Origin of the sequence: Alistipes sp. Marseille-P2263 (genome assembly GCF_018101075.1) — a bacterium.
GTDB classification, from domain to species: domain Bacteria; phylum Bacteroidota; class Bacteroidia; order Bacteroidales; family Rikenellaceae; genus Alistipes; species Alistipes dispar.
In genome coordinates, this window is record NZ_JAGQEJ010000001.1 from 705,172 (window position 1) to 723,839 (window position 18,668).

General features: G+C 62.1%; 16 protein-coding genes. 9 read left to right on the forward strand and 7 right to left on the reverse strand.

All coding sequences use genetic code 11. The annotated features are described in order from the left end of the window. Window positions 1–151: 151 nt before the first annotated feature. A complete protein-coding gene (locus KB554_RS03060; RefSeq protein ID WP_211034927.1) occupies window positions 152–1,702 on the reverse strand; it encodes an Rne/Rng family ribonuclease in 1,551 nt (516 codons plus the stop codon). 352 nt (window positions 1,703–2,054) lie between these two features. Continuing rightward, complete coding sequence (locus KB554_RS03065; RefSeq protein ID WP_141429242.1) at window positions 2,055–2,327, reverse strand: HU family DNA-binding protein; 273 nt, start codon at window positions 2,325–2,327, stop codon at window positions 2,055–2,057. A gap of 354 nt (window positions 2,328–2,681) precedes the next feature. Between KB554_RS03065 and KB554_RS03070 the strand changes: the two genes are divergently transcribed. The 3 genes from KB554_RS03070 (at window position 2,682) to KB554_RS03080 (ending at window position 5,136) form a co-directional block, all read left to right on the forward strand. Next, window positions 2,682–4,232 (forward strand): bifunctional response regulator/alkaline phosphatase family protein, encoded by a 1,551-nt coding sequence (locus KB554_RS03070; RefSeq protein WP_141429240.1) that lies wholly within the window; start codon window positions 2,682–2,684, stop codon window positions 4,230–4,232. A gap of 1 nt (window position 4,233) precedes the next feature. Further along, window positions 4,234–4,647 (forward strand): tRNA (adenosine(37)-N6)-threonylcarbamoyltransferase complex ATPase subunit type 1 TsaE, encoded by a 414-nt coding sequence (tsaE, locus tag KB554_RS03075; protein ID WP_141429238.1) that lies wholly within the window; start codon window positions 4,234–4,236, stop codon window positions 4,645–4,647. A 72-nt stretch (window positions 4,648–4,719) separates the two neighbouring features. Beyond that, window positions 4,720–5,136 carry a polyketide cyclase gene (locus tag KB554_RS03080; protein WP_141430004.1) on the forward strand — a complete coding sequence of 139 codons (417 nt, stop codon included), beginning with the start codon at window positions 4,720–4,722 and terminating at the stop codon, window positions 5,134–5,136. Between the two features lie 308 nt (window positions 5,137–5,444). Here the strand turns inward: KB554_RS03080 and KB554_RS03085 are convergent, their stop codons facing one another. Beyond that, the gene (locus KB554_RS03085) at window positions 5,445–5,756 is read right to left on the reverse strand and encodes a hypothetical protein (RefSeq protein WP_211034928.1); all 312 of its coding nucleotides are present in this window, start codon (window positions 5,754–5,756) and stop codon (window positions 5,445–5,447) included. A 212-nt stretch (window positions 5,757–5,968) separates the two neighbouring features. Between KB554_RS03085 and KB554_RS03090 the strand changes: the two genes are divergently transcribed. Next, window positions 5,969–6,664 (forward strand): LytTR family DNA-binding domain-containing protein, encoded by a 696-nt coding sequence (locus KB554_RS03090; protein ID WP_211034929.1) that lies wholly within the window; start codon window positions 5,969–5,971, stop codon window positions 6,662–6,664. Between the two features lie 45 nt (window positions 6,665–6,709). Here the strand turns inward: KB554_RS03090 and KB554_RS03095 are convergent, their stop codons facing one another. Beyond that, the gene (locus tag KB554_RS03095; RefSeq protein ID WP_211034930.1) at window positions 6,710–7,306 is read right to left on the reverse strand and encodes an NUDIX domain-containing protein; all 597 of its coding nucleotides are present in this window, start codon (window positions 7,304–7,306) and stop codon (window positions 6,710–6,712) included. Window positions 7,307–7,366: 60 nt separating this feature from the next. On the opposite strand from KB554_RS03095, the gene KB554_RS03100 reads away from it, so the two are divergent. The 4 genes from KB554_RS03100 to KB554_RS03115 all read left to right on the forward strand — a co-directional run bounded on the left by KB554_RS03100 (window position 7,367) and on the right by KB554_RS03115 (window position 13,177). Further along, a complete protein-coding gene (locus KB554_RS03100; RefSeq protein WP_211034931.1) occupies window positions 7,367–9,502 on the forward strand; it encodes a S9 family peptidase in 2,136 nt (711 codons plus the stop codon). A gap of 224 nt (window positions 9,503–9,726) precedes the next feature. Further along, window positions 9,727–10,593, forward strand: a complete 867-nt coding sequence (locus KB554_RS03105; RefSeq protein ID WP_211034932.1) for a hypothetical protein — start codon at window positions 9,727–9,729, stop codon at window positions 10,591–10,593. A gap of 13 nt (window positions 10,594–10,606) precedes the next feature. After that, complete coding sequence (locus tag KB554_RS03110) at window positions 10,607–11,488, forward strand: hypothetical protein (protein ID WP_211034933.1); 882 nt, start codon at window positions 10,607–10,609, stop codon at window positions 11,486–11,488. 3 nt (window positions 11,489–11,491) lie between these two features. After that, window positions 11,492–13,177, forward strand: a complete 1,686-nt coding sequence (locus KB554_RS03115; protein ID WP_211034934.1) for a PCMD domain-containing protein — start codon at window positions 11,492–11,494, stop codon at window positions 13,175–13,177. Between the two features lie 358 nt (window positions 13,178–13,535). On the opposite strand, the gene KB554_RS03120 is transcribed toward KB554_RS03115, so the two are convergent. The 3 genes from KB554_RS03120 to KB554_RS03130 are packed head-to-tail and all read right to left on the reverse strand — an operon-like array spanning window position 13,536 to window position 17,153. After that, window positions 13,536–14,240: a transglycosylase SLT domain-containing protein gene (locus KB554_RS03120; RefSeq protein WP_211034935.1), complete on the reverse strand. Its 705-nt coding sequence runs from the start codon at window positions 14,238–14,240 to the stop codon at window positions 13,536–13,538. Between the two features lie 44 nt (window positions 14,241–14,284). Continuing rightward, entirely contained in the window at window positions 14,285–16,426 is a 2,142-nt protein-coding gene (locus KB554_RS03125) for a putative porin (RefSeq protein ID WP_141429221.1), read from the reverse strand. Between the two features lie 10 nt (window positions 16,427–16,436). Further along, window positions 16,437–17,153, reverse strand: coding sequence for a CDP-alcohol phosphatidyltransferase family protein (locus KB554_RS03130; protein WP_211034936.1), 717 nt, complete (start codon window positions 17,151–17,153; stop codon window positions 16,437–16,439). 227 nt (window positions 17,154–17,380) lie between these two features. On the opposite strand from KB554_RS03130, the gene KB554_RS03135 reads away from it, so the two are divergent. Further along, complete coding sequence (locus tag KB554_RS03135; protein WP_179954804.1) at window positions 17,381–18,454, forward strand: mannose-1-phosphate guanylyltransferase; 1,074 nt, start codon at window positions 17,381–17,383, stop codon at window positions 18,452–18,454. The last annotated feature ends 214 nt before the right edge of the window (window positions 18,455–18,668 follow it).

The window sequence follows — 18,668 nt, forward strand, 5'->3', positions numbered from 1 at the left end:
ATCGGACCGGTCGCCGGAAAATCGCCGGGACTCCGGATACCGGAGGCCGGTCTTCCGCCGCCAGTCTCCGGCCCCGTGCGGCGGCCTCCCGCCCGCACACGCGCCGGCCCGGCAGGGCGGAAATTCCCGGAAGCCCGACGACAGGTCCGAATTATTTGTTTATCAAATCGTTATCATTCTTATCGTGGTAATGCACCTCGACGATGCCGGTGCTCTGATCCTCGGCGATCTCGATCCGCACCTTGTATTTCCACTCCCAGCGGCGGCGCAGCGAAATCAGGCCCTTCCTGAGGAAAGCCGCCACATAGGGGCTGACCACCAGCTTGATGAACTTGTGGCCGCGGTCCTGCGTGAGGAACGAAATCTGATTCTCGATCTTCTTGTCGAGCAGCACCGTCGGCTCGATCTTGCCCGTGCCGTTGCACGTCGGGCAGACGTCCGAAACGCTCTCCACGGCCACGGGGCGCACCCGCTGGCGCGTGATCTGCATCAGTCCGAACTTCGTGAGCGGCAGCACGGTGTGCTTGGCCCTGTCGGTGGCCATCAGCTTCACCATCTCGTCGTAGAGCGCCTGTTTGTTCTGCGCCTTGTGCAGGTCGATGAAGTCGATGATGACGATGCCGCCCAGGTCGCGCAGCCGCAGTTGCCGGGCGATCTCCTTCGCCGCGGCCAGGTTCACGTCCATCGCGGTCTGCTCCTGGTTGTCCTCGGCCTTGGTGCGGTTGCCCGAATTGACGTCGATGACGTTCATGGCCTCCGTATGCTCGATGATGAGGTAGGCGCCGCGCCGGAGCGAGACGTACTTGGCGAAGAGCGACTTGATCTGCTTCGAGATGTCGAAGTTGTCGAAGATGGGGACCTTGCCCTTGTAGAGCTTGACGATCTTCACCTTCTCGGGGTCGATCTGCTTGATGTAGTTGCGGATCTCGTTGTACATGGCCTCGTCGTCCACGGCGATCTGCGAGAAGGAGCCGTTGAGCGAGTCGCGGATGATCGTGTTGGCGCGGTTCATCTCGCTCATCAACTGGTCGGGGGCCGTATGCTTGCGGATGGCCGCCACGGTCTTGCGCCAGCGGTCGATCTGCGTCTGGATGTCGTGCTCGATGTCCTCGTCCCGGGCCTCCATGGCGGCCGTGCGGATGATGACGCCGAAATTCTTCGGAAGCACCGCCGCCGCGATGCGCTTGAGGCGCTTCTTCTCCTCCGCCGAACGGATCTTCTGCGAAAGGAAGACCTTCGACGAGAAGGGGACCAGCACCACGTTGCGGCCGGCGAGCGAAATGTCGGCCGTCAGGCGCGGTCCCTTGGTCGAAATGGCCTCCTTGGCCACCTGCACCATGATCTGCTGCCCCACCTGGAGGTAGTCGCCGATCTTGCCCTCCTTCTCTACCGGCGCCTCGAGCTTCATGCTCTCGACGCGCAGGCCCCGCTTGCCGGGCTGCTGCGAGGCGACGAGTTTCTGCAACGAGCGGAACTGTCCGCCCAGGTCGAGGTAGTGGATGAAGGCGTCCTTCTCGTGCCCTATATTGACGAATGCCGCGTTGAGCCCCGGCATGATCTTACGCACCTTCCCGAGGTAGATGTCCCCCACGGAAAACCCCGTCTGACACTGCTCCTTGTTGAGCTCGACGAGCACCTTGTCCTCGCACAGGGCGATGGAGATCTCGGCCGGGGTGACGCTAACGATTAACTCTCTGTTCATATATCGTGTGCCGCGCCGGCCCTCCGGCGGGCGCGGGATGCTGAAAAAATTAGTATCGTACCGCCTGATAGGAATGGAGCGGCGGCAGGCTCCAATATCTGCTGAAAATCAACGCACCGTGCGTGCGTACGGCGAAAGCCGGAGGAGCGGCGCGACCGCTCGGAAATAAATAGGTAAAGCTAAAAGAGCCCTGCTCCTTTAGCTTTATCCCGTTAGTACAGCGCTACCCTACTTTTTCTTGTGACGGTTCTTGCGAAGACGTTTTTTACGCTTGTGGGTAGCCATCTTGTGACGCTTATGCTTCTTTCCGTTTGGCATAGTCCTTAAAATTTTAGAGGTTCTTATTTATTTTTTACTTCACCTTCTCTGCGAAGCTCTTGGCGGGCTTGAAAGCAGGGATGTTATGTTCGGGAATGGTGATGGTCGTGTTCTTGGAGATGTTGCGGGCTACCTTCTTGGCGCGTTTCTTCACGATGAAACTGCCGAAGCCGCGGAGATACACGTTGTTCTTCTGGGTCAGCGACGTCTTGATGCTCTCCATGAAAGCCTCGACGATAGCCTGCACCTGCACCTTCTCCACGCCGGTGCTCTTCGCGATTTCGCTTACGATATCTGCCTTTGTCATAATTATGTGGTTTTATTGAGTTTAACCTGAGATTCGGAGTGCAAATATACACTTTATTTGTATTTCCGCCAACAAACGGTCGTTTTTTTCATTTTTTTTCATCCACGCCCTACTTTCCACGCTTACAATGCGATAACAAATATCGGGCAAAACCCGCAGAAAAACCGAAATATCCCGTTTCCGCCGCCGGAAGGACCGCTCCGAACTTCCCGCCCGGAATCGAGCAACTCGCTGGTGCACAACGCCATGACCGTCCGAACGGCGAAAATCGCGCCGACGGTCCAATAAACCGCCCGGTTTTTGCGTTTGAGAGGTAAAATCACTATTTTTGCGAATCCCAATCACGACAGCGCTATGGTCAAAATACTCTGGGTGGACGACGAAGTGGAACTGCTGAAACCGCACGTGCTGTTTCTCACGCAGAAAGGCTACGAGGTGGACACCTGCAACAACGGATACGACGCGATAGACATGGCCTCCGAAGGGGCCTACGACCTGATTATCCTCGACGAGATGATGCCCGGCATGACCGGACTCGAAACCCTGCCCAAGATCAAGGAGGTGCGCCCGACGACACCCGTCATCATGGTCACCAAGAGCGAGGAGGAGAACATCATGGACAAGGCCGTGGGATCGAAGATCGCCGACTACCTCATCAAGCCCGTGAATCCCAATCAGGTGCTGCTCTCGATCAAGAAAAACGTCCACCAGCAGCAGCTCGTCACCGAGCAGACCACGGCCGACTACCGCTCGGAGTTCGGGCGCATCACCTCGTCGCTCCAGCTGGCCGAGACGTTCCAGGACTGGTGTTCGATCTACCGCCGGCTCACCGGCTGGGAGATCGAGCTTTCGGAATCCTCGGACCGGAGCATCCGCGAGGTGCTCTCCTACCAGAGCGTCGAGGCCAACCAGGAGTTCTGCAAATTCGTCCGCCGCAACTACTACAACTGGATCAACCGCCGCACGGAGGACACGCCCACGATGTCGCATACGCTCATGCGGACGAAAATCTTCCCCGTGGCTGACGAGAATCCCAAGACGACGCTGCTGCTGATCGACAACTTCCGCTACGACCAGTGGCGTTCGATCTCCTCGCTGCTGCGCGGCTACTACGACGTGGTGCAGGACGATTTCTACTGCGCCATCCTTCCCACGGCCACGCAATACGCCCGCAACGCCGTCTTCGCCGGGCTGATGCCGCTGGCCATCGACAAGCTGATGCCCCAGAAGTGGCTCAACGACAACGAGGAGGGCGGCAAGAACCAGTACGAGGAGGAGTTCCTCCGGCGGCTGATGCAGCAGAACGGCAAACAGTGGCGCTTCTCGTTCGACAAGCTCGTGCGCCCGGAACAGGGCCGCAAGCTGGTGGACAACATCCAGAAGGTTTACGACGCCGACTTCTCGGTGATCGTTTACAACTTCCTCGACATCCTCTCCCACGCGCGGACCGAGACGGACATCATCCGCGAGCTCACGGAGGACGACGCGGCGTTCCGCTCGCTGACCCGCTCGTGGTTCGAGCACTCGGACCTCTACACCATCCTCAAACTGCTCTCCGAGCGGGGGCACACGGTGGTCATCACCTCGGACCACGGCACGGTCCGCGTGGACAACCCCGTGAAGGTCACCGGCGACCGCGAGACTTCGGCCAACCTGCGCTACAAGACGGGACGCAACCTGGCCTACAATTCGCGCGAGGTGTACGAGGTGCTCAATCCGAAGGACATCCAGTTGCCGTCGAGCAACCTCACTTCGAGCTACATCTTCGCCTACAACTCGGATTTCCTGATCTACAACAACGACGCCAACCGGCATATCCGCTACTACCGCAACACGTTCCAGCACGGCGGCATTTCCATGCAGGAGATGATCGTGCCCTACATCGTACTGAAACCCAAACAATAGCATGAGAACCATACACATCACATCGCAGGACGAACTGCCCGACGTGGCGCGGGCCGTCATCCGCTCGCTGGGGCGCCGCACGGTGGTCGCCTTCCGCGGCGGCATGGGGGCGGGCAAGACGACGCTCATCCGCGAGATCGTCGCCGCGCTGGGATCGGCGGACACCGTGACCAGTCCCACGTTCGCCATCGTCAATCAATACAAGGCCGGCAAAGAGCGTATCCACCACTTCGATTTCTACCGCATCGACGACCAGCGCGAGGCCTACGACTTCGGCTACGAGGAGTACTTCTACTCGGGCGACCTCTGCCTGGTGGAGTGGCCCGAGAAGATCGAACAACTGCTCCCGGAGAACACGATGAACGTGCGCATCACCGCCGACAGCGACACGGCCCGCACGTTCGAGATCGACTGACCGGCCGCGGCCGGCCGGCAAGCGGAAATAGCGGAAAAATCGTTATCTTTGCCGCCACTATCCATTCACGCCATGCAGGAATACATCTCGCAACAACACCGGGTTCTGCTTCCCGCAGAACAGATCTACGCTGTAATCAGCCGTTTCGACAACCTGACGCCCGCCCTGGCCGACCGCGTCGAGGAGTGGCAGGCCGACGAGGAGCGCTGCTCGTTCAAGGCCAAAGGGTTCACCGTGAAGCTCCGTATGGAGGAGCGCATCGAGCCCAAACACGTGAAGATCGTGGGCGATGAGGGGGGCGTACCGATGGATTTCGCCTTCTGGATCCAGCTGCACAAGGTCTCGGAATACGACACCCGCCTGCGGCTGGTGCTGCACATCGAGCTGAACATGATGATGAAAATGATGATCGGCGGCAAACTGCAAAAAGCCGTGGATCAGATCGCCGAGGGGATCGCCAACGCCCTCAACGGCGTCCGGCCGGCCTGAACGGCCGCCGGTCCGTCGTGTCCATGAACGACTTCGGCCGCTTCGTCTCCTTCTTCCGTATCCCGTCCCGCAACCGGGGAGGACGGCATACGCCCCACGACTCCGACCGGATCGCGGCCTAACGTCCATGCCCGGACGGCGGACGCTCTACGCCCGGATGCGGGCGCGACGAGGAGGCTCCGCCGTCCGGCGGTCTTCGGCGCAGACGCCGCCCTGGCGGAGCGTCGCGGAGGACACCTCCGCCGGCCCGCAGGGCGGCGCCATGCCACGGCCGATTCCACGCGTCCTTCCGGATGTGCCCTTCCGGATCAGATGCGCGGCTTCTGCAACATGCGGATCACGAGCGACACGGCGTAGATCAGCAAGCCGTAGAGCAACGGGATCAATGCCACCCGGAAGCCTCCGGCCAGCACGCCGTTCGAAATGTCCGGCATCTGCCGCAACGCACCGAACACTCCATAAAGTCCGAACAACTCCCAGACGATGCCGCTGACCAGCGCCAGCAGCCCGATTTCCTTGACCCACGCGGGGGCTTTCCACGCGGCGAACAACAGACAGATCAGCTCGACGGTCAGGAGCGACATGCCCCACGGTCCGCCCTCGGAAAACAACTCGAACATAACGACAGATTTTTTAAATAATGCGGGACCATTCCCTTCCGCAAAGATAGGGGACAAAGCGGCCGGACGGCGCAAAAAGGGGGCGTCGAATCCCGTTGTCGGGCGGTAGAAACCCGCCGACCGGCCTCCGCGCCCCGATCCGTCCGGCGAAGGGCTTCCGCCGAAAGGAGATTTTACCTATATTTGTAAGGACGCAAAATCCCCGCCCGCACATGAAACGCCTCTTCCCGATCTGCTGGTGGCCCGGCGCCGTCGGCTTCCTCGCCCTGCTGTTCGTCAGCCTGGGCCACCCCGCTCCGCGGGCGGTCGCCCTCGCCGTGCTCTTTCTGCCCGGCATGCTCTGCGCCCGCTATTTCCTGCCGCAACTCGCACCCGGCAGAGACCGGGAGCACATCCTCCATGCCGTCTGCCTCGCGCTGGCCGTTCTCTGCACCCAATACCTCTCGCTGCTGCTCGGACTGGACCTCGTGCTCGACGCCTCCCCGGACGAGGTTCCCCCGCTGCTGCTGAACCCCTTCTTCCTGCTGCTGGTCCTCTCGGCCCTCGTCACTCCCGGAATGGCCATCGAGAAATACCTGGAACGCCGGCAGCCCTACGACACGACGATCCGCTTCGTCTCCGAGCGGCGGAAGGTCGCGCTCGATCCCGGCGAGATCCGCTATGTGGAGTCGAACGACAGCGAAGTGCGGATCCACACCGTCTCGGGCGAGATCTACCGCACCAAGACGCGCATCTCGCAGTGGGAGGCGCAGCTCGACGGCCGTTTTCTGCGCATCCACCGCTCCTACATAGTCAATACGGAGCGGATCGACCGCTACCTCCCCTCGTACGTCCTCATCGGCGACGAACGGATCGACATCTCCCGCAAATACAAGGAGGAGGTCCGCCGCCGGCTGGGCGACACATAGAACGCCTTCCGGCACGGAAGCGCCCCCCGGACCGGGAGCCGCCGCCTACTCCTCCATCGCCGCGGCCACACGACGGATCGTCGGGAAAGCGTCGCGCAGATGCTCCTCGCGCTCGGCGGGAGCGCACCACGACACCCTTTCGATCCCCTCCTCGGTCTGGGGCGCCGGAATGCCGGCTCCCGCCGGACGCAGCCGGAACCAGTGCGTGCGCTTGAGCTCCCAGCGCGCGGTCTTCGCGAACCAGTAGGCGTGCAGCGTCTCGCACAGGGGCCGTTCGACCCGCGCGGCGATGCCCGTCTCCTCGGCGATCTCGCGCTCGGCACAGGCGGCGAGGCTCTCGCCCGCCTCGAGGTGCCCCTTGGGCAGGTCCCAGCGGCCGTTGCGGAGGATCATCAGCCACTCCCCGCGGTCGTTCACCACCACGCCCCCGGCCGCCTCGACCGGGACGAATCCGGCGGCGAAAGCCCCGAAGGCGGCCCCGGGATCGGCCGCGACGACCGAAACGGAGTTGTGCGTTTCGAGAATTTTGAGTATCTTGTCGCGGTTCGGGCCGCACTCCGCGGCTACGGGAAACCCCTCCGCATCGGATGCGGAGGAGACGAACCGGAGGGTCTTATCGGCGAAATAAACGGTAGGATTCATCGTTCGAACGGATCATAATTCGGAACAAAAATAGCAATAAATGGGAAAACCTTTACGCAAATGAAAAAAATCATCCTGACGATGGCTATTGCAGCTGCGGGGCTGGGCGCGTGCGACAAGCGGCCGCAACCCCTTACGATCGACAATGCGCTGACGGCCGAAGAGATCGCGGCCGGCGTGCTGACGCCCGAGGTCATGTGGAAGATGAGCCGCGCGGGCGGCGCATCGCTCTCGCCCGACGGACGGACGCTCCTCTACCAGCAGACCGACTATTCGATGGCCGAGAACCGCGGCGTGACGACGATCCGCGTCGAGGACCTCGCCACGAAGGCCGTCACCCCGCTCACGGACTTCTCGTCCAACAGCCTCTCCCCGCGCTGGAGCGCCGACGGAGGCAAAATCTACTTCCTCTCCGACCGCAGCGGTTCGATGCAGGTCTGGGAGATGGATGCCGCGGGCGGCAGCGTCCGCCAGCTCTCGGACTTCGACCGCGACGTGGAGGGCTTCGGCATCAGTCCCCGCGGCGACAAGGCGTGGTACGTGCAGCGCGTGCAGGTCGCCGCCCGCCGCTCGGCCGACATCCACAAGGACATGCCCGAATCCCGGGCGCGCATCTACGACGACCTGATGGTCCGCCACTGGGACTACTGGGACGAGGGCGAGCACATGCACCTGTTCGTGGGCGACTTCGGTCCCGAAGGGCTGCGCCCCGGCACAGACATCGTGGGCGCCGACGCGGCGTGGGACGTGCCGCTGGCCCCCTACTTCGACATGGCCGAAATCGCCTGGAACAACGCCGGAACGCAACTGGCCTACACCTGCAAGCCGCTGACGGGCACGGCCTACGCCGTCTCGACCGACTCGGACATCTTCGTTTATGACCTGGCCGACGGCAAAACGCACAACATCTGCAAGCCGTTCGACGGCAAAGCACGCTACAACGCCGCGGCCGGGCACAAGCCCGCCATGCCCGGGTACGACAAATACCCCGTCTGGTCGCCCGACGACCGGAAGATCGCCTTCCTCTCGCAGCGGCGGGCCGGCAACGAATCGGACAAGTCGCGCCTGTTCCTCTACGACTGCCGGACGCACGCGATGCAGGACCTCACCGAGGATTTCGACTACAACGCCATGAACGTCATCTGGGAAGGGAACGACCGGCTGTGGTTCATCGCCCCGATCGAGGCTACGCACCAGATCTGCCGCATCGCCCCCGACGAGGGCGAGGTCGAGGTCGTGACGAAGGGCGACCACGACATCGCGGCCTTCACGATGGCCGGGGAGCAGATCGTGGCCGAGCTCTCGACCATCTCCTCCGCCGCGGAGTTCTACACGGTGAACCCCGCGGACGGTGCGCTGACGCAGATTTCGGAGATCAACCGGGCGATCTACGACCGGATCCGCATGGGCGAGGTGCGGAAACGGTGGGTCGAGACCACCGACGGCAAGCAGATGCTCACGTGGGTGATCCTGCCGCCCGACTTCGACCCGGCGAAGAAATACCCCACGCTGCTCTACTGTCAGGGCGGCCCGCAGAGCGTCGTGTCGAACGGCTGGAGCTATCGCTGGAACTATCAGCTGATGGCCGCGCAAGGCTACGTCGTCGTGGCGCCGAACCGCCGCGGTCTGCCCTCGTTCGGCCAGGAGTGGCTCGACCAGATCTCGGGCGACTACTCGGGACAGAACATCCGCGACTACCTCTCGGCCATCGACGACGTGGCGCGCGAGCCGTGGGCCGACGAAACGCGCATGGGATGCGTCGGCGCCTCGTACGGCGGCTATTCGGTCTATTTCCTGGCCGGACACCACGACAAACGCTTCAAGGCCTTCATCGCCCACTGCGGCATCTTCGACTTCGACTCGATGTACGGCGAGACGGAGGAGCTGTGGTTCGTCAATAACGACTACGGAGGCTCCTACTGGGACAAGGAGAACCCCACGGCGATGCGCTCCTACGCCAACTCGCCCCACAAGTTCGCCGACCGCTGGGACACGCCCATCCTCATCATCACCGGCGAACGCGACTACCGCATCCCCTACACGCAGTCGCTCGAAGCCTTCACGGCCGCCCGCGTGCGGGGCATCCCGGCACGGCTGGTCGAGTTCCAGGACGAGGCGCACCAGGTGTTCAAGCCCCAAAATTCGCTGGTCTGGAACCGCGAGTTCTTCGGCTGGCTCGACAAATACGTGAAGTGACCCTCCGGAACGCTCCGGAACGACGATCCGGCCCTGCCGCAGCGCGCTGCGGCAGGGCCGCCGCCGTAAAAAGGGCGCCGCCGCACCGGTCCCGCCGCGCGAGCCGATGAAAAGAAGCCCCGCAAAGCGGCACGTTCGTGATGAAAAACCGCCGGTTCGTTGAATTTATTTCCGCGAACCGACACGCCTGCCTATTTTTGCAACATTCCTGATAAAAGACCTTTATGCGAACAAGCCTCCGGACTATCCTCGCCGCATGCTGCATCGCGGCGTCGGCAACCATCCTGCGGGCGCAGGAGTTGTCCGCCCCGGGCCTTCCGGCCGACACGGCACGCACATGTCCTCCCGCGGCGGCAACCGCCGCGACGGCCTCCGGCACACCGATCGCCGAACACCCGAAGACCATCAACGAGAAACGCCGCGAACGCGGGCTCACGGATCCCCGCAACCTCTTCGTCCCGAAGGGTCAGTGGGTCTTCGGCGGCACGGCCTCCTACTCGACACACACCAACGAGGGCTACCAGTTCCTCATCGTCGAAGGCATCGACTCGAAGGGCTACACGGTGCGTGTCAGTCCGATGATCGCCTACGCCCTGACCGACAACATGGCCCTCGGCGGCCGCTTCATCTACTCGCGCACGCTGCTCGAACTGGACAAGGCCGAGCTGCAACTGGGCGACGAAGGCTCCGACACGGACCTCAAGGCCAACAACTACTACTCGCTGCGGCACAACTACTCGGTGGCCGCGATCTGGCGCCAGTACATCCCGCTGGGCCGCAACAAGCGGTTCGCGCTCTTCAACGAGACGCAGCTCTCCGTGGGCGGCACGCAGGCGCGCTTCACGAACGATTCGCCGGTCAAGGGAACCTACGAGACAGGCTATACCCTCTCGCTGGGCATCTCGCCGGGCATCGTCGCCTTCGCCACGAACAACATGGCCGTCGAAGTGAACGTCGGTGTCATGGGTATCAGCTACACCCACACCAAGCAGGTGCACAACCAGGTCACGGTGGGCAAACGCAATACGAGCATGATGAACTTCAAGGTCAATATCTTCTCGATCGGCCTGGGCATGGCTTTCTACCTCTAATACCGCGACGCACATGAAACACTTCATACTCACCGCACTTTCGACAGGCATCGCGCTGACGGCCGCCGCAGCGTCCGCGGAGAGCCTCCCCGCCGATTCGGCGCGCACGCACGCCTTCCGCCGGGAGGCCGCGGCAGCCTCCGTATCCGGCAGCGGCGCGAAGAGCCGCGGCCGGGAGCATTTCCTCCCGACGCGCCGGCGCATCGACCGGGAGATCGACAAACTCAAGTTCGCCTACAAGGGCGAGGTCATCATGGGTCTCACGGCCTCCTACGGCACGCTCTCGAGCGACGACACGGACATCATGCTCATCGTGGACGGCATCGGCGCCGACGGTTCGGTGGCCACCGTCAAACCGTTCGTCGGCTACTTCTACCGCGACAACAACTGCGTGGGCGTGCGCTTCGGCTACCGCCACATGGGCGGCACGCTCGACAGCGGCAACTACGACTTCGGCGAGAGCAACGACCTGACCGGCGCGCTGCCGTACCTCGACCTGGCCAGCGACAACTATTCGTTCGGCATCTTCCACCGTTCCTATGCGGGTCTCGACCCGAAGGGACGCTTCGGACTGTTCGCCGAATTCGAGCTCTCCATGTCCACCGGCTCCACGAACTTCGCCTACGAGTCGGGCGACCGGATCAAACGCACGTACAGCGACAACACGCAGTTCAAACTCGCGTTCAACCCCGGCGCGGCCGTCTATATCTTCCCCAACGTCTGCGCCACGCTCTCGTTCGGACTGGGCGGCATCCAGTACACCTCCGTCACGCAAAAGGACGCCGAGGGGCACAAGATCGGCTCGCGCAAGGCATCGAACATGAAATTCAAACTCAACATCGCCGCCATCAACGTCGGCATGACGATCCACCTCTGGGACAAGAAAAAGAAATAGACCATGAATACCCGATACCTGAAAACGCTGCTCACGGCGGCGGCCGCCCTTCTGGGCTCGGCCTGCATCGAGAACGACGTGCCCTATCCCGTCGTCGAAATCAGCATCGCCGACATCGAAGGCGAGGGATTCACGGTCGGCGCGACCGATCCCGCGAACCGCACGATCACCCTCGCCCTCGACGAGCAGACCGATATACGGAAAGTACGCATCGACAAAGTGGACTACGACGTGACGATCCACAGCGTCCATGCCGACAAGGAGACGTTCATCCGCCAGATCGCCAGTTCGGTCGAGCTGGTCGGCACGCACGACATGCGCACGCCGCTCACCACGACCCTCTCGCTCTACCAGGATTACACATGGACCATCCGGGCCGAACAGCGCATCGCGCTCGATTTCCGGGTGAAGGGGCAGATCAAGGAGGCGGAAATCGACACGCAGGCCCGCACCGCGACGGCCTTCGTACCCGACGGCACCGACCTGGCCGCCGTGCGGATCGAAACGCTCAAGCTCGGGCCCGCGGAGGTCACGACCTACTCGCCCACGGTCGAGGAGCTTTCGGCCGCCGGATTCGCCGAGGAGCGGAAAGTGCGCGTCACCTGCCACGGAGAGACGGAAGAGTGGACGCTGCGCGTACAGGAGACCGACATCCGGATGGCCGTGCAGGAGATCGACCTCTGGAACAACACGGCGACCGTCACGGCTTTCCTCACAGAGGAGGAAGCGAAGAAAGCCGAGGTGCAGTACCGGTCCGAAGGCGCCGAAAGCTGGCAGACGGCCCGCAAGGAGGGTTATGCCGACGGCATTCTCCGCGCGATCGTCGAACCCGGATGGCAGGAGTCGCAGAACAAGAACGGACTGACCGTTTACACGATGGCTCCGGAACAGGGCATCTTCGCCGGCCACACCTACGAGCTGCGCCTGCTGGTCGGCGACGAGGAATACGGCATGATAACGCAGACGACAGCGGCCGGCCACACGATTCCCGACGGCGACCTGGAGGACGGCACGCTGAGCTGTTTCACGAAAGACAACGAGACCGAGGAGCAGGTGCGCTTCTGGGGCAGCGGCAACAATTCCTTCAAGCCCAAACTGTGCACGCAGGGCGAGTTCGGCGGTTCGAAATGCGCATACCTGCAAGCTTCGAAGACGCTGGGCATCCTCGCCTCGGGCAACTTCTTCTCGGGTCTGTTCCACTACGAGGGCCTGAACGGCACCGTCAAGTTCGGACAGCCCTACGCCTGGGAGTCGCGGCCGCGTGCGATGAAGGTCCGCTATTACGCCCCGACGATCGGAACGGTGGACGTCGCCAAGTATCAAAACCCGGGAAATCTCGAAAAGGGCGATCAGGACATGTCGCGTATCATGGTAGCCATCGTCGATTGGAGCGACCGGCACGAAGTGACCTCCGGAGTGGGCAAACCCTCCGGCATGTGGGACCCCGAAGAGACGATGCGGACCGAAGAGGGAGCCATCATCGCCTACGGTTCGAAATTCATCGACGCGGCCTCCACCGGCGACGCGTGGATCGACCTCGAACTGCCTCTGTCGTTCTACGACATGGCGGCGAAACCGGGCGGCAAGATCTCGATCGTGATCTCCTGCTCGACGAGCGCCTACGGAGACTTCATGGTCGGCTGCTCGCAGAATCAGCTCTATCTCGACGACTTCGGATGGATCTACTGACGGGTGCGGGCGGAATTCCCGAGGTTCCGCCCCGCCCGTGAGGACGCCGCAGTGCGGATGCCTGTGCATCCGTGCCGCGGCGTCCTCATTTCCGACGGGTCCCCGGCGCCGATACGGCCGTCGCCGCACGCCTCCCCCGACAACCGCACGGGCCCGCGATTCTTCGGGACCGATGCGCCCCGGCAAGCCCCCGGCAACTGCCGCAACCACTCTCCCGGCGAGGCCCGACGAAAGGCGCCGTCCGGTACGCCTGCACCCCGCAAAAAACGAATTCACCCCCGCCGCATGCATTGGGCAGGGGTGAATTTCCGTTTCGCGGAGACCTTTCGGACGGTCTCCCTCCGTATTTTCCGCCGAATCACCTCCGGGCGATGCGGCAGTATGTATCATAGCGTCCGATGACGTCCTCCACGTAGGCGAGCGTCTGCCGGCCTCCGGTGAAGCGGCCGTAACGGACCGCCTCGCTCTCGTAGTATTCGGGCCGGGCCTTCAGCGTGAGATAGCGCGCCACCACTTCCCACGAATTCGGGTCTTCGCCGTGGAGCCGGGCCAGCCGCCGGGCATCGGTCACATGGCCGATGCCGCCGTTGTAGCAGGCCAGAAGAATACCCATCCGGTCCTTCTCGGAAATACCTTCCGGAAGGCGGAGCGTCGCCTCGATCTTCGAGAGCAGCTTGTTCGCCAGCCACACGTTGGTGGCGGGATCGGCCACCTCCTCGATCGGAATGTCGAACTGACGCGCCACCGAAGGCATGATCTGCATGAGGCCCTTCGCCCCGCGGCGCGACGTGACGTCGGGCGTGAACCGCGACTCGTGGTAGGCGATGGCCGACAGCAGCCGCCAGTCGTTGCCTTCCGGCTCGCTGATGTCGCGGATCAGGTTGTCGTAGGCCGAAATCACGCAGGTCCTCTCCTCGAGCAGGGCGTCCGTCGGAGAGAGCCCCGCCGCGGTTTCGCTCCGCAGCTCCTCATCCGTCACGGGGGAGCCGAAGCGGGCGTTGAAACCGTAAAATGTCGTCAAAACAGTCAGGAACGCAAATGTTAAAACAGTCTTTTTTAACATAAAAGGTTGTTTTGCGGGCAGTTCATACCGCGCAGAACAGTACGCTAATCATAGAATCCCCACGAAATACCGATCTTGAACATGCCCGGATTGAGCGGGTATCCGGCCGCCGAGAAATACTCGCCGTTGCCGAACAGCCCCTTGTTCACATGCTGGTATTTCAGAAAGATGCGCATTCGCTTCCACTTTCCCATGACGAAAGCGTCGAGATAGGGATAGTTCCCCACCTCCATCTCCCGCTGGTTGTAGTACACCGACAGAGCCGGATTGTAGGAGGGCGCATAATACCGCGTATTGAAGCGTCCGTCCAGTCCGATCTGCAGGCGCAGCACGTCGCGCACGACCCAGAACTCGTAGTAATACGAGAGGAAGGCGCTCAAAAGCGGAACGGGGATGACTTCCTGATCCGTACTCCACTGCAACAATACCCTGTTGTCCAGATGAAGTCCGCCTAAACGGAAATCCTTGCGGGCATACACACTCGTGAGGCTGACGCTTCCGTCGTGCTGGGCCACGTTCCCGTCCGGACCGTAATAGATCTTGTCGGACAGGACGCCCTGCCACGCCCCCGCCTCGAAAGCGTAGTCGGGGACCGAAAACTTCACCTCGAACCGAGTCTCATTCTCCTTGTTCAAAGGAGCGGACCATCTGTAATGGTTCGAGAACAGATTCTCCTGCCAGTAATTGGGCGAACGGCGGTCCATCGAGAACCGCCCCTCGAGAATCAGGGGGTGTCCGCGGAGATAGCCTGTCAGCGCGAGGTGCGCGCCGATCTCGATATCCCCGCCTCTGTACCCGGACGGGTAGAACTTCAGGTTCGCGTCCCATCCGACGTATTTCTTGATTTTGCCGCTGACGGCGCCGTAGGCGAAATAGCTCGTCTTATCGACCTTCGTATAGCCGCCCGTCAGGTAGTCTTTCAGCTCGAACTGCGAGTAGGTATGCATGTCGATCCCCAGCCCCGCGTCGATCGTACCCACCACGCCGTTGCGGTCCCACGGCTGGGCCTGCACGAAAAACCGGTTCGAAATGACCCGCTCGTAGAGCGAATCGCGCGTCTGCTGCGGGTTGATGAACCAGTCGTCGTAGTAGTTGTGCTCGGCCGAAACGAATTCGCCGTTCTCGTCGCGGTGGTCCCGTTCGTCGGTGTAGGGCATGTTCAGGTCGGTATAGACCTTGCTCCACGAGCTGTACTCGAACGAATGGCCCACATAGACGGTCGAAAGGTTGGCCACCGAGAAGTCGCTCTCCGTGACGCGCTGCAACGGAATGGCGAAGGACTGCGTGACGAAGAAGGCGTTGTTGCGGTAAACGTTCTTCGCCTCGGCGTCGGCCAGTTTCATCGGAATGCCCGACGGCATCTCGAAAACGGTGTCCCGCAGGGCCCATACGCCGACCACGCCGCCGTTCTCCTGCTGTTCGATCTTGTTGTTGTAATAGGCCGCATGGACCGAGTAGCGCTTGCCCGTGTGGCTGAACGCCACGGCCAGATTGTGGTTCTTGGTCCGCGACCAGACATACTGTCCGCGGGTGCCGCGCGCCTTGTAATCGACATTGAACCCCGTCGTCGGCGAGATGTTCTGGGCGTGCATGATTTCGAAGTTCTCCTCCCGGAAACGCTTCTGTCCCGACTCCTCGTAGCTCATGCGGATCATGGGCTTCTTCGTGTTGTAGAAGTCCACGTTCTCCATATTGTAGGTATAGGCGTAATAGGGGCTCGCGAAGCTGAAGTCGAAATCCTGCGGGCGGCGGAAGTAGTTCAGCGGCAGCGAAGTCTGTCCCAGCGCACCCTGCGCGATGTCGCCCACGTCCTCGCGGAAGAACGGATAGTCGATCCTGTAATCGGTCAGCGTGGTGTCCAGCGGCATGACCGTCACGCGGTTGTACTCGCGGTTCACGTGCCACCGGAAGTTGTTGAGCGCACGGACCGAGTCGTCGAAGAAGTAGGATTCGAGCGGCTTGCGGATTTTGCGCTCCTTCTTGGTCGTATCCTGCTGCTGTCCCTCGCCGTTCTCGTCCTCGGGCTGCTCGAAGGGGTTGTTGCCGTAGAGGTTGTTCGTCTCGCCGTTGCGCTGCGCGCGCATGAGGGTGCTGGCATCGAAATTCTGGGAACGCACCGCCCCGGGCACTGCCAGCAGCAGCCCGGACAACAGCGTCAATCCTATGCGATGCGACAAACGACCCATGTACCCGCTCTCATTGGTTTGTACGGCACGCGAGGCCGCGCACGAAGGAGACGACGACGTAGAGCGCGATAACGAGCGGCACGGCATAGCCGCGCAACAGCACGATCATCGCCGCGCCGGCCGCCAGAAACGAATAGCGCAGCTCGTTGCCCCGCCAGCCGAAGCCGTGGAACTTGAGCGCGAACATCCTGATCCCGGAGATCATCAGCCACGCCGTGGCCGCGGCCACGGCCAGGACCGCCTCGCGCGGAAGCACGAGTCCGTTCCGCTCGGCCAGCAGTCCCAGCGACCCGCAGAGCAGCGCTGCGGCCGGCGAGGGCAGGCCGCAGAACTCCGTGCGCTGCGTATCGTCGATATTGAACTTCGCCAGACGCAGCGCCGCGAAGGCCGCGACGACGAAAACCGCATAGGCCGCCGCCTCCGCCGCCGGGCCTTCGCCCAGCCACAACGACGGCATCCGGCCGTAGAGCACGTAGAGGATCGAAGCGGGCAGCAGTCCGAACGAAATGTCGTCCGACAGCGAATCGAGTTGCAGGCCGATCGGCGAACTCTGTCCCAGCAGGCGCGCCACGAATCCGTCGAAGAAGTCGAACACGGCGGCCAGAATCATCAGGCAGAAGGCCGTCGTCAGGCGGCCGCCGCTCAGCGCCATGACCACGCCGACCGAACCGCACACGAGATTCGCCAGCGTCAGCAGATTGGGTATCGTGAACAATCGAACTTTCATAGTCTCTCAAAATAGCGTCCGCGGTGCGCCCCCGGCCGCAGCCGGCAATCCCGCCGCCGGCCTGGATTCCGGGAAGCGCTCCCGGCGCGATACGGCGGGGGTCTCCGCCGCGGAAGCCTCTCTCCGCGGGCCGCCGCGGGAGCGCTCCGGCCCAAAAATTAACTTACGACAGGCGGCAAAGTTACGAAAATATTTTTATCTTTGTCGAACTTAACGCATATATAACTATGACGAGCAATAAATATTGTGTCATCATGGCGGGCGGCATCGGGTCCCGCTTCTGGCCCAAAAGCCGCCAGTCGAGGCCCAAACAGTTCCTCGACATTCTCGGAACCGGGAAATCCTTCATCCGCCACACCTACGAACGCTTCGCGAAGATGGTTCCCGCCGAGAACTTCCTCGTGGTGACCAACGACCGATACAAACGGCTAGTGCTGGAGCACATTCCCGAAATCGGCGAGGAGCAGGTTCTCTGCGAACCCGTGGGGCGCAACACGGCGCCCTGCATCGCCTATGCGGCCTACACGCTCCTCAAGCGCAACCCCGACGCCGAGATGATCGTCACTCCGGCCGACCACCTGATCCTCAACGAGGAGGACTTCCGCGGGATCATCGCCGAGTGCCTCGCCTTCGCCTCGGAGCACGACGCGCTGATGACCGTCGGCATCAAGCCCACGCGCCCCGACACGGGATACGGCTACATCCAGGTCTCGGACGGCAGCCCCATCAGCAAGGTCAAATGCTTCACGGAGAAGCCCGACCTGGAACTGGCGCAGGTCTTCCTGCAGTCGGGCGAGTTTTTCTGGAACTCGGGCATCTTCGTCTGGAAGGTCCGCTCGATCGTCGAAGCGTTCGAGAAGTACCTCCCCGAGCACCACGCCCTCTTCAGCGGGGTGATGCGCGCCCTGGGGACCGACGCCGAGCGCAACGTGGTGGAGATCGCCTTCTCGGAGTGCCGTGCCATCTCGATCGACTACGGCATCATGGAAAAGGCCGACAACGTTTACGTCCGCTGCGGCGAATTCGGCTGGAGCGACGTCGGCACGTGGGGCTCGGTCTACCAGCACTCGCGCAAGGACCGCTACGCCAACGCCGTGCCGGCCGAGGGGTGCTACCTCTACGACACGCGTTCGTCGATCGTCTCGCTTCCCGCGGAGAAGATCGCCGTCATCAGCGGCCTGAAGGAGTATATCGTCGTGGACACGGAAGACGTGCTGCTGATCTGTCCCCGCGCCGAGGAGCAGAACATCAAGAAGTTCATCGACGAAGTGAAGTTCCACAACGGCGACAAACACATCTGACCGCGGCGGGGCGGGGGGCGCCGCACCGGCCCCCCCTCCAGCACCCCCCGCCCCCACCCCCCCCACCTTTCTTCTTTCTCTTTTACACCTCCTACCCTCCCCCCGCTCAGCAGGTCGGGGAATTTTTTGGTGGGCGCGCTCCTCATCATAAAAAAACTAAATAATAAATAACTCACGCTACCTATCATGCTACCCACCAACTCCATCTATCACC

Coding starts and splice junctions, on each gene's coding strand:
- KB554_RS03060 (WP_211034927.1), bottom strand. CDS start 1,702: ATGAACAGAGAGTTAATCGTTAGCGTCACCCCGGCCGAGATCTCCATC.
- KB554_RS03065 (WP_141429242.1), bottom strand. CDS start 2,327: ATGACAAAGGCAGATATCGTAAGCGAAATCGCGAAGAGCACCGGCGTG.
- KB554_RS03070 (WP_141429240.1), top strand. CDS start 2,682: ATGGTCAAAATACTCTGGGTGGACGACGAAGTGGAACTGCTGAAACCG.
- tsaE (WP_141429238.1), top strand. CDS start 4,234: ATGAGAACCATACACATCACATCGCAGGACGAACTGCCCGACGTGGCG.
- KB554_RS03080 (WP_141430004.1), top strand. CDS start 4,720: ATGCAGGAATACATCTCGCAACAACACCGGGTTCTGCTTCCCGCAGAA.
- KB554_RS03085 (WP_211034928.1), bottom strand. CDS start 5,756: ATGTTCGAGTTGTTTTCCGAGGGCGGACCGTGGGGCATGTCGCTCCTG.
- KB554_RS03090 (WP_211034929.1), top strand. CDS start 5,969: ATGAAACGCCTCTTCCCGATCTGCTGGTGGCCCGGCGCCGTCGGCTTC.
- KB554_RS03095 (WP_211034930.1), bottom strand. CDS start 7,306: ATGAATCCTACCGTTTATTTCGCCGATAAGACCCTCCGGTTCGTCTCC.
- KB554_RS03100 (WP_211034931.1), top strand. CDS start 7,367: ATGAAAAAAATCATCCTGACGATGGCTATTGCAGCTGCGGGGCTGGGC.
- KB554_RS03105 (WP_211034932.1), top strand. CDS start 9,727: ATGCGAACAAGCCTCCGGACTATCCTCGCCGCATGCTGCATCGCGGCG.
- KB554_RS03110 (WP_211034933.1), top strand. CDS start 10,607: ATGAAACACTTCATACTCACCGCACTTTCGACAGGCATCGCGCTGACG.
- KB554_RS03115 (WP_211034934.1), top strand. CDS start 11,492: ATGAATACCCGATACCTGAAAACGCTGCTCACGGCGGCGGCCGCCCTT.
- KB554_RS03120 (WP_211034935.1), bottom strand. CDS start 14,240: ATGTTAAAAAAGACTGTTTTAACATTTGCGTTCCTGACTGTTTTGACG.
- KB554_RS03125 (WP_141429221.1), bottom strand. CDS start 16,426: ATGGGTCGTTTGTCGCATCGCATAGGATTGACGCTGTTGTCCGGGCTG.
- KB554_RS03130 (WP_211034936.1), bottom strand. CDS start 17,153: ATGAAAGTTCGATTGTTCACGATACCCAATCTGCTGACGCTGGCGAAT.
- KB554_RS03135 (WP_179954804.1), top strand. CDS start 17,381: ATGACGAGCAATAAATATTGTGTCATCATGGCGGGCGGCATCGGGTCC.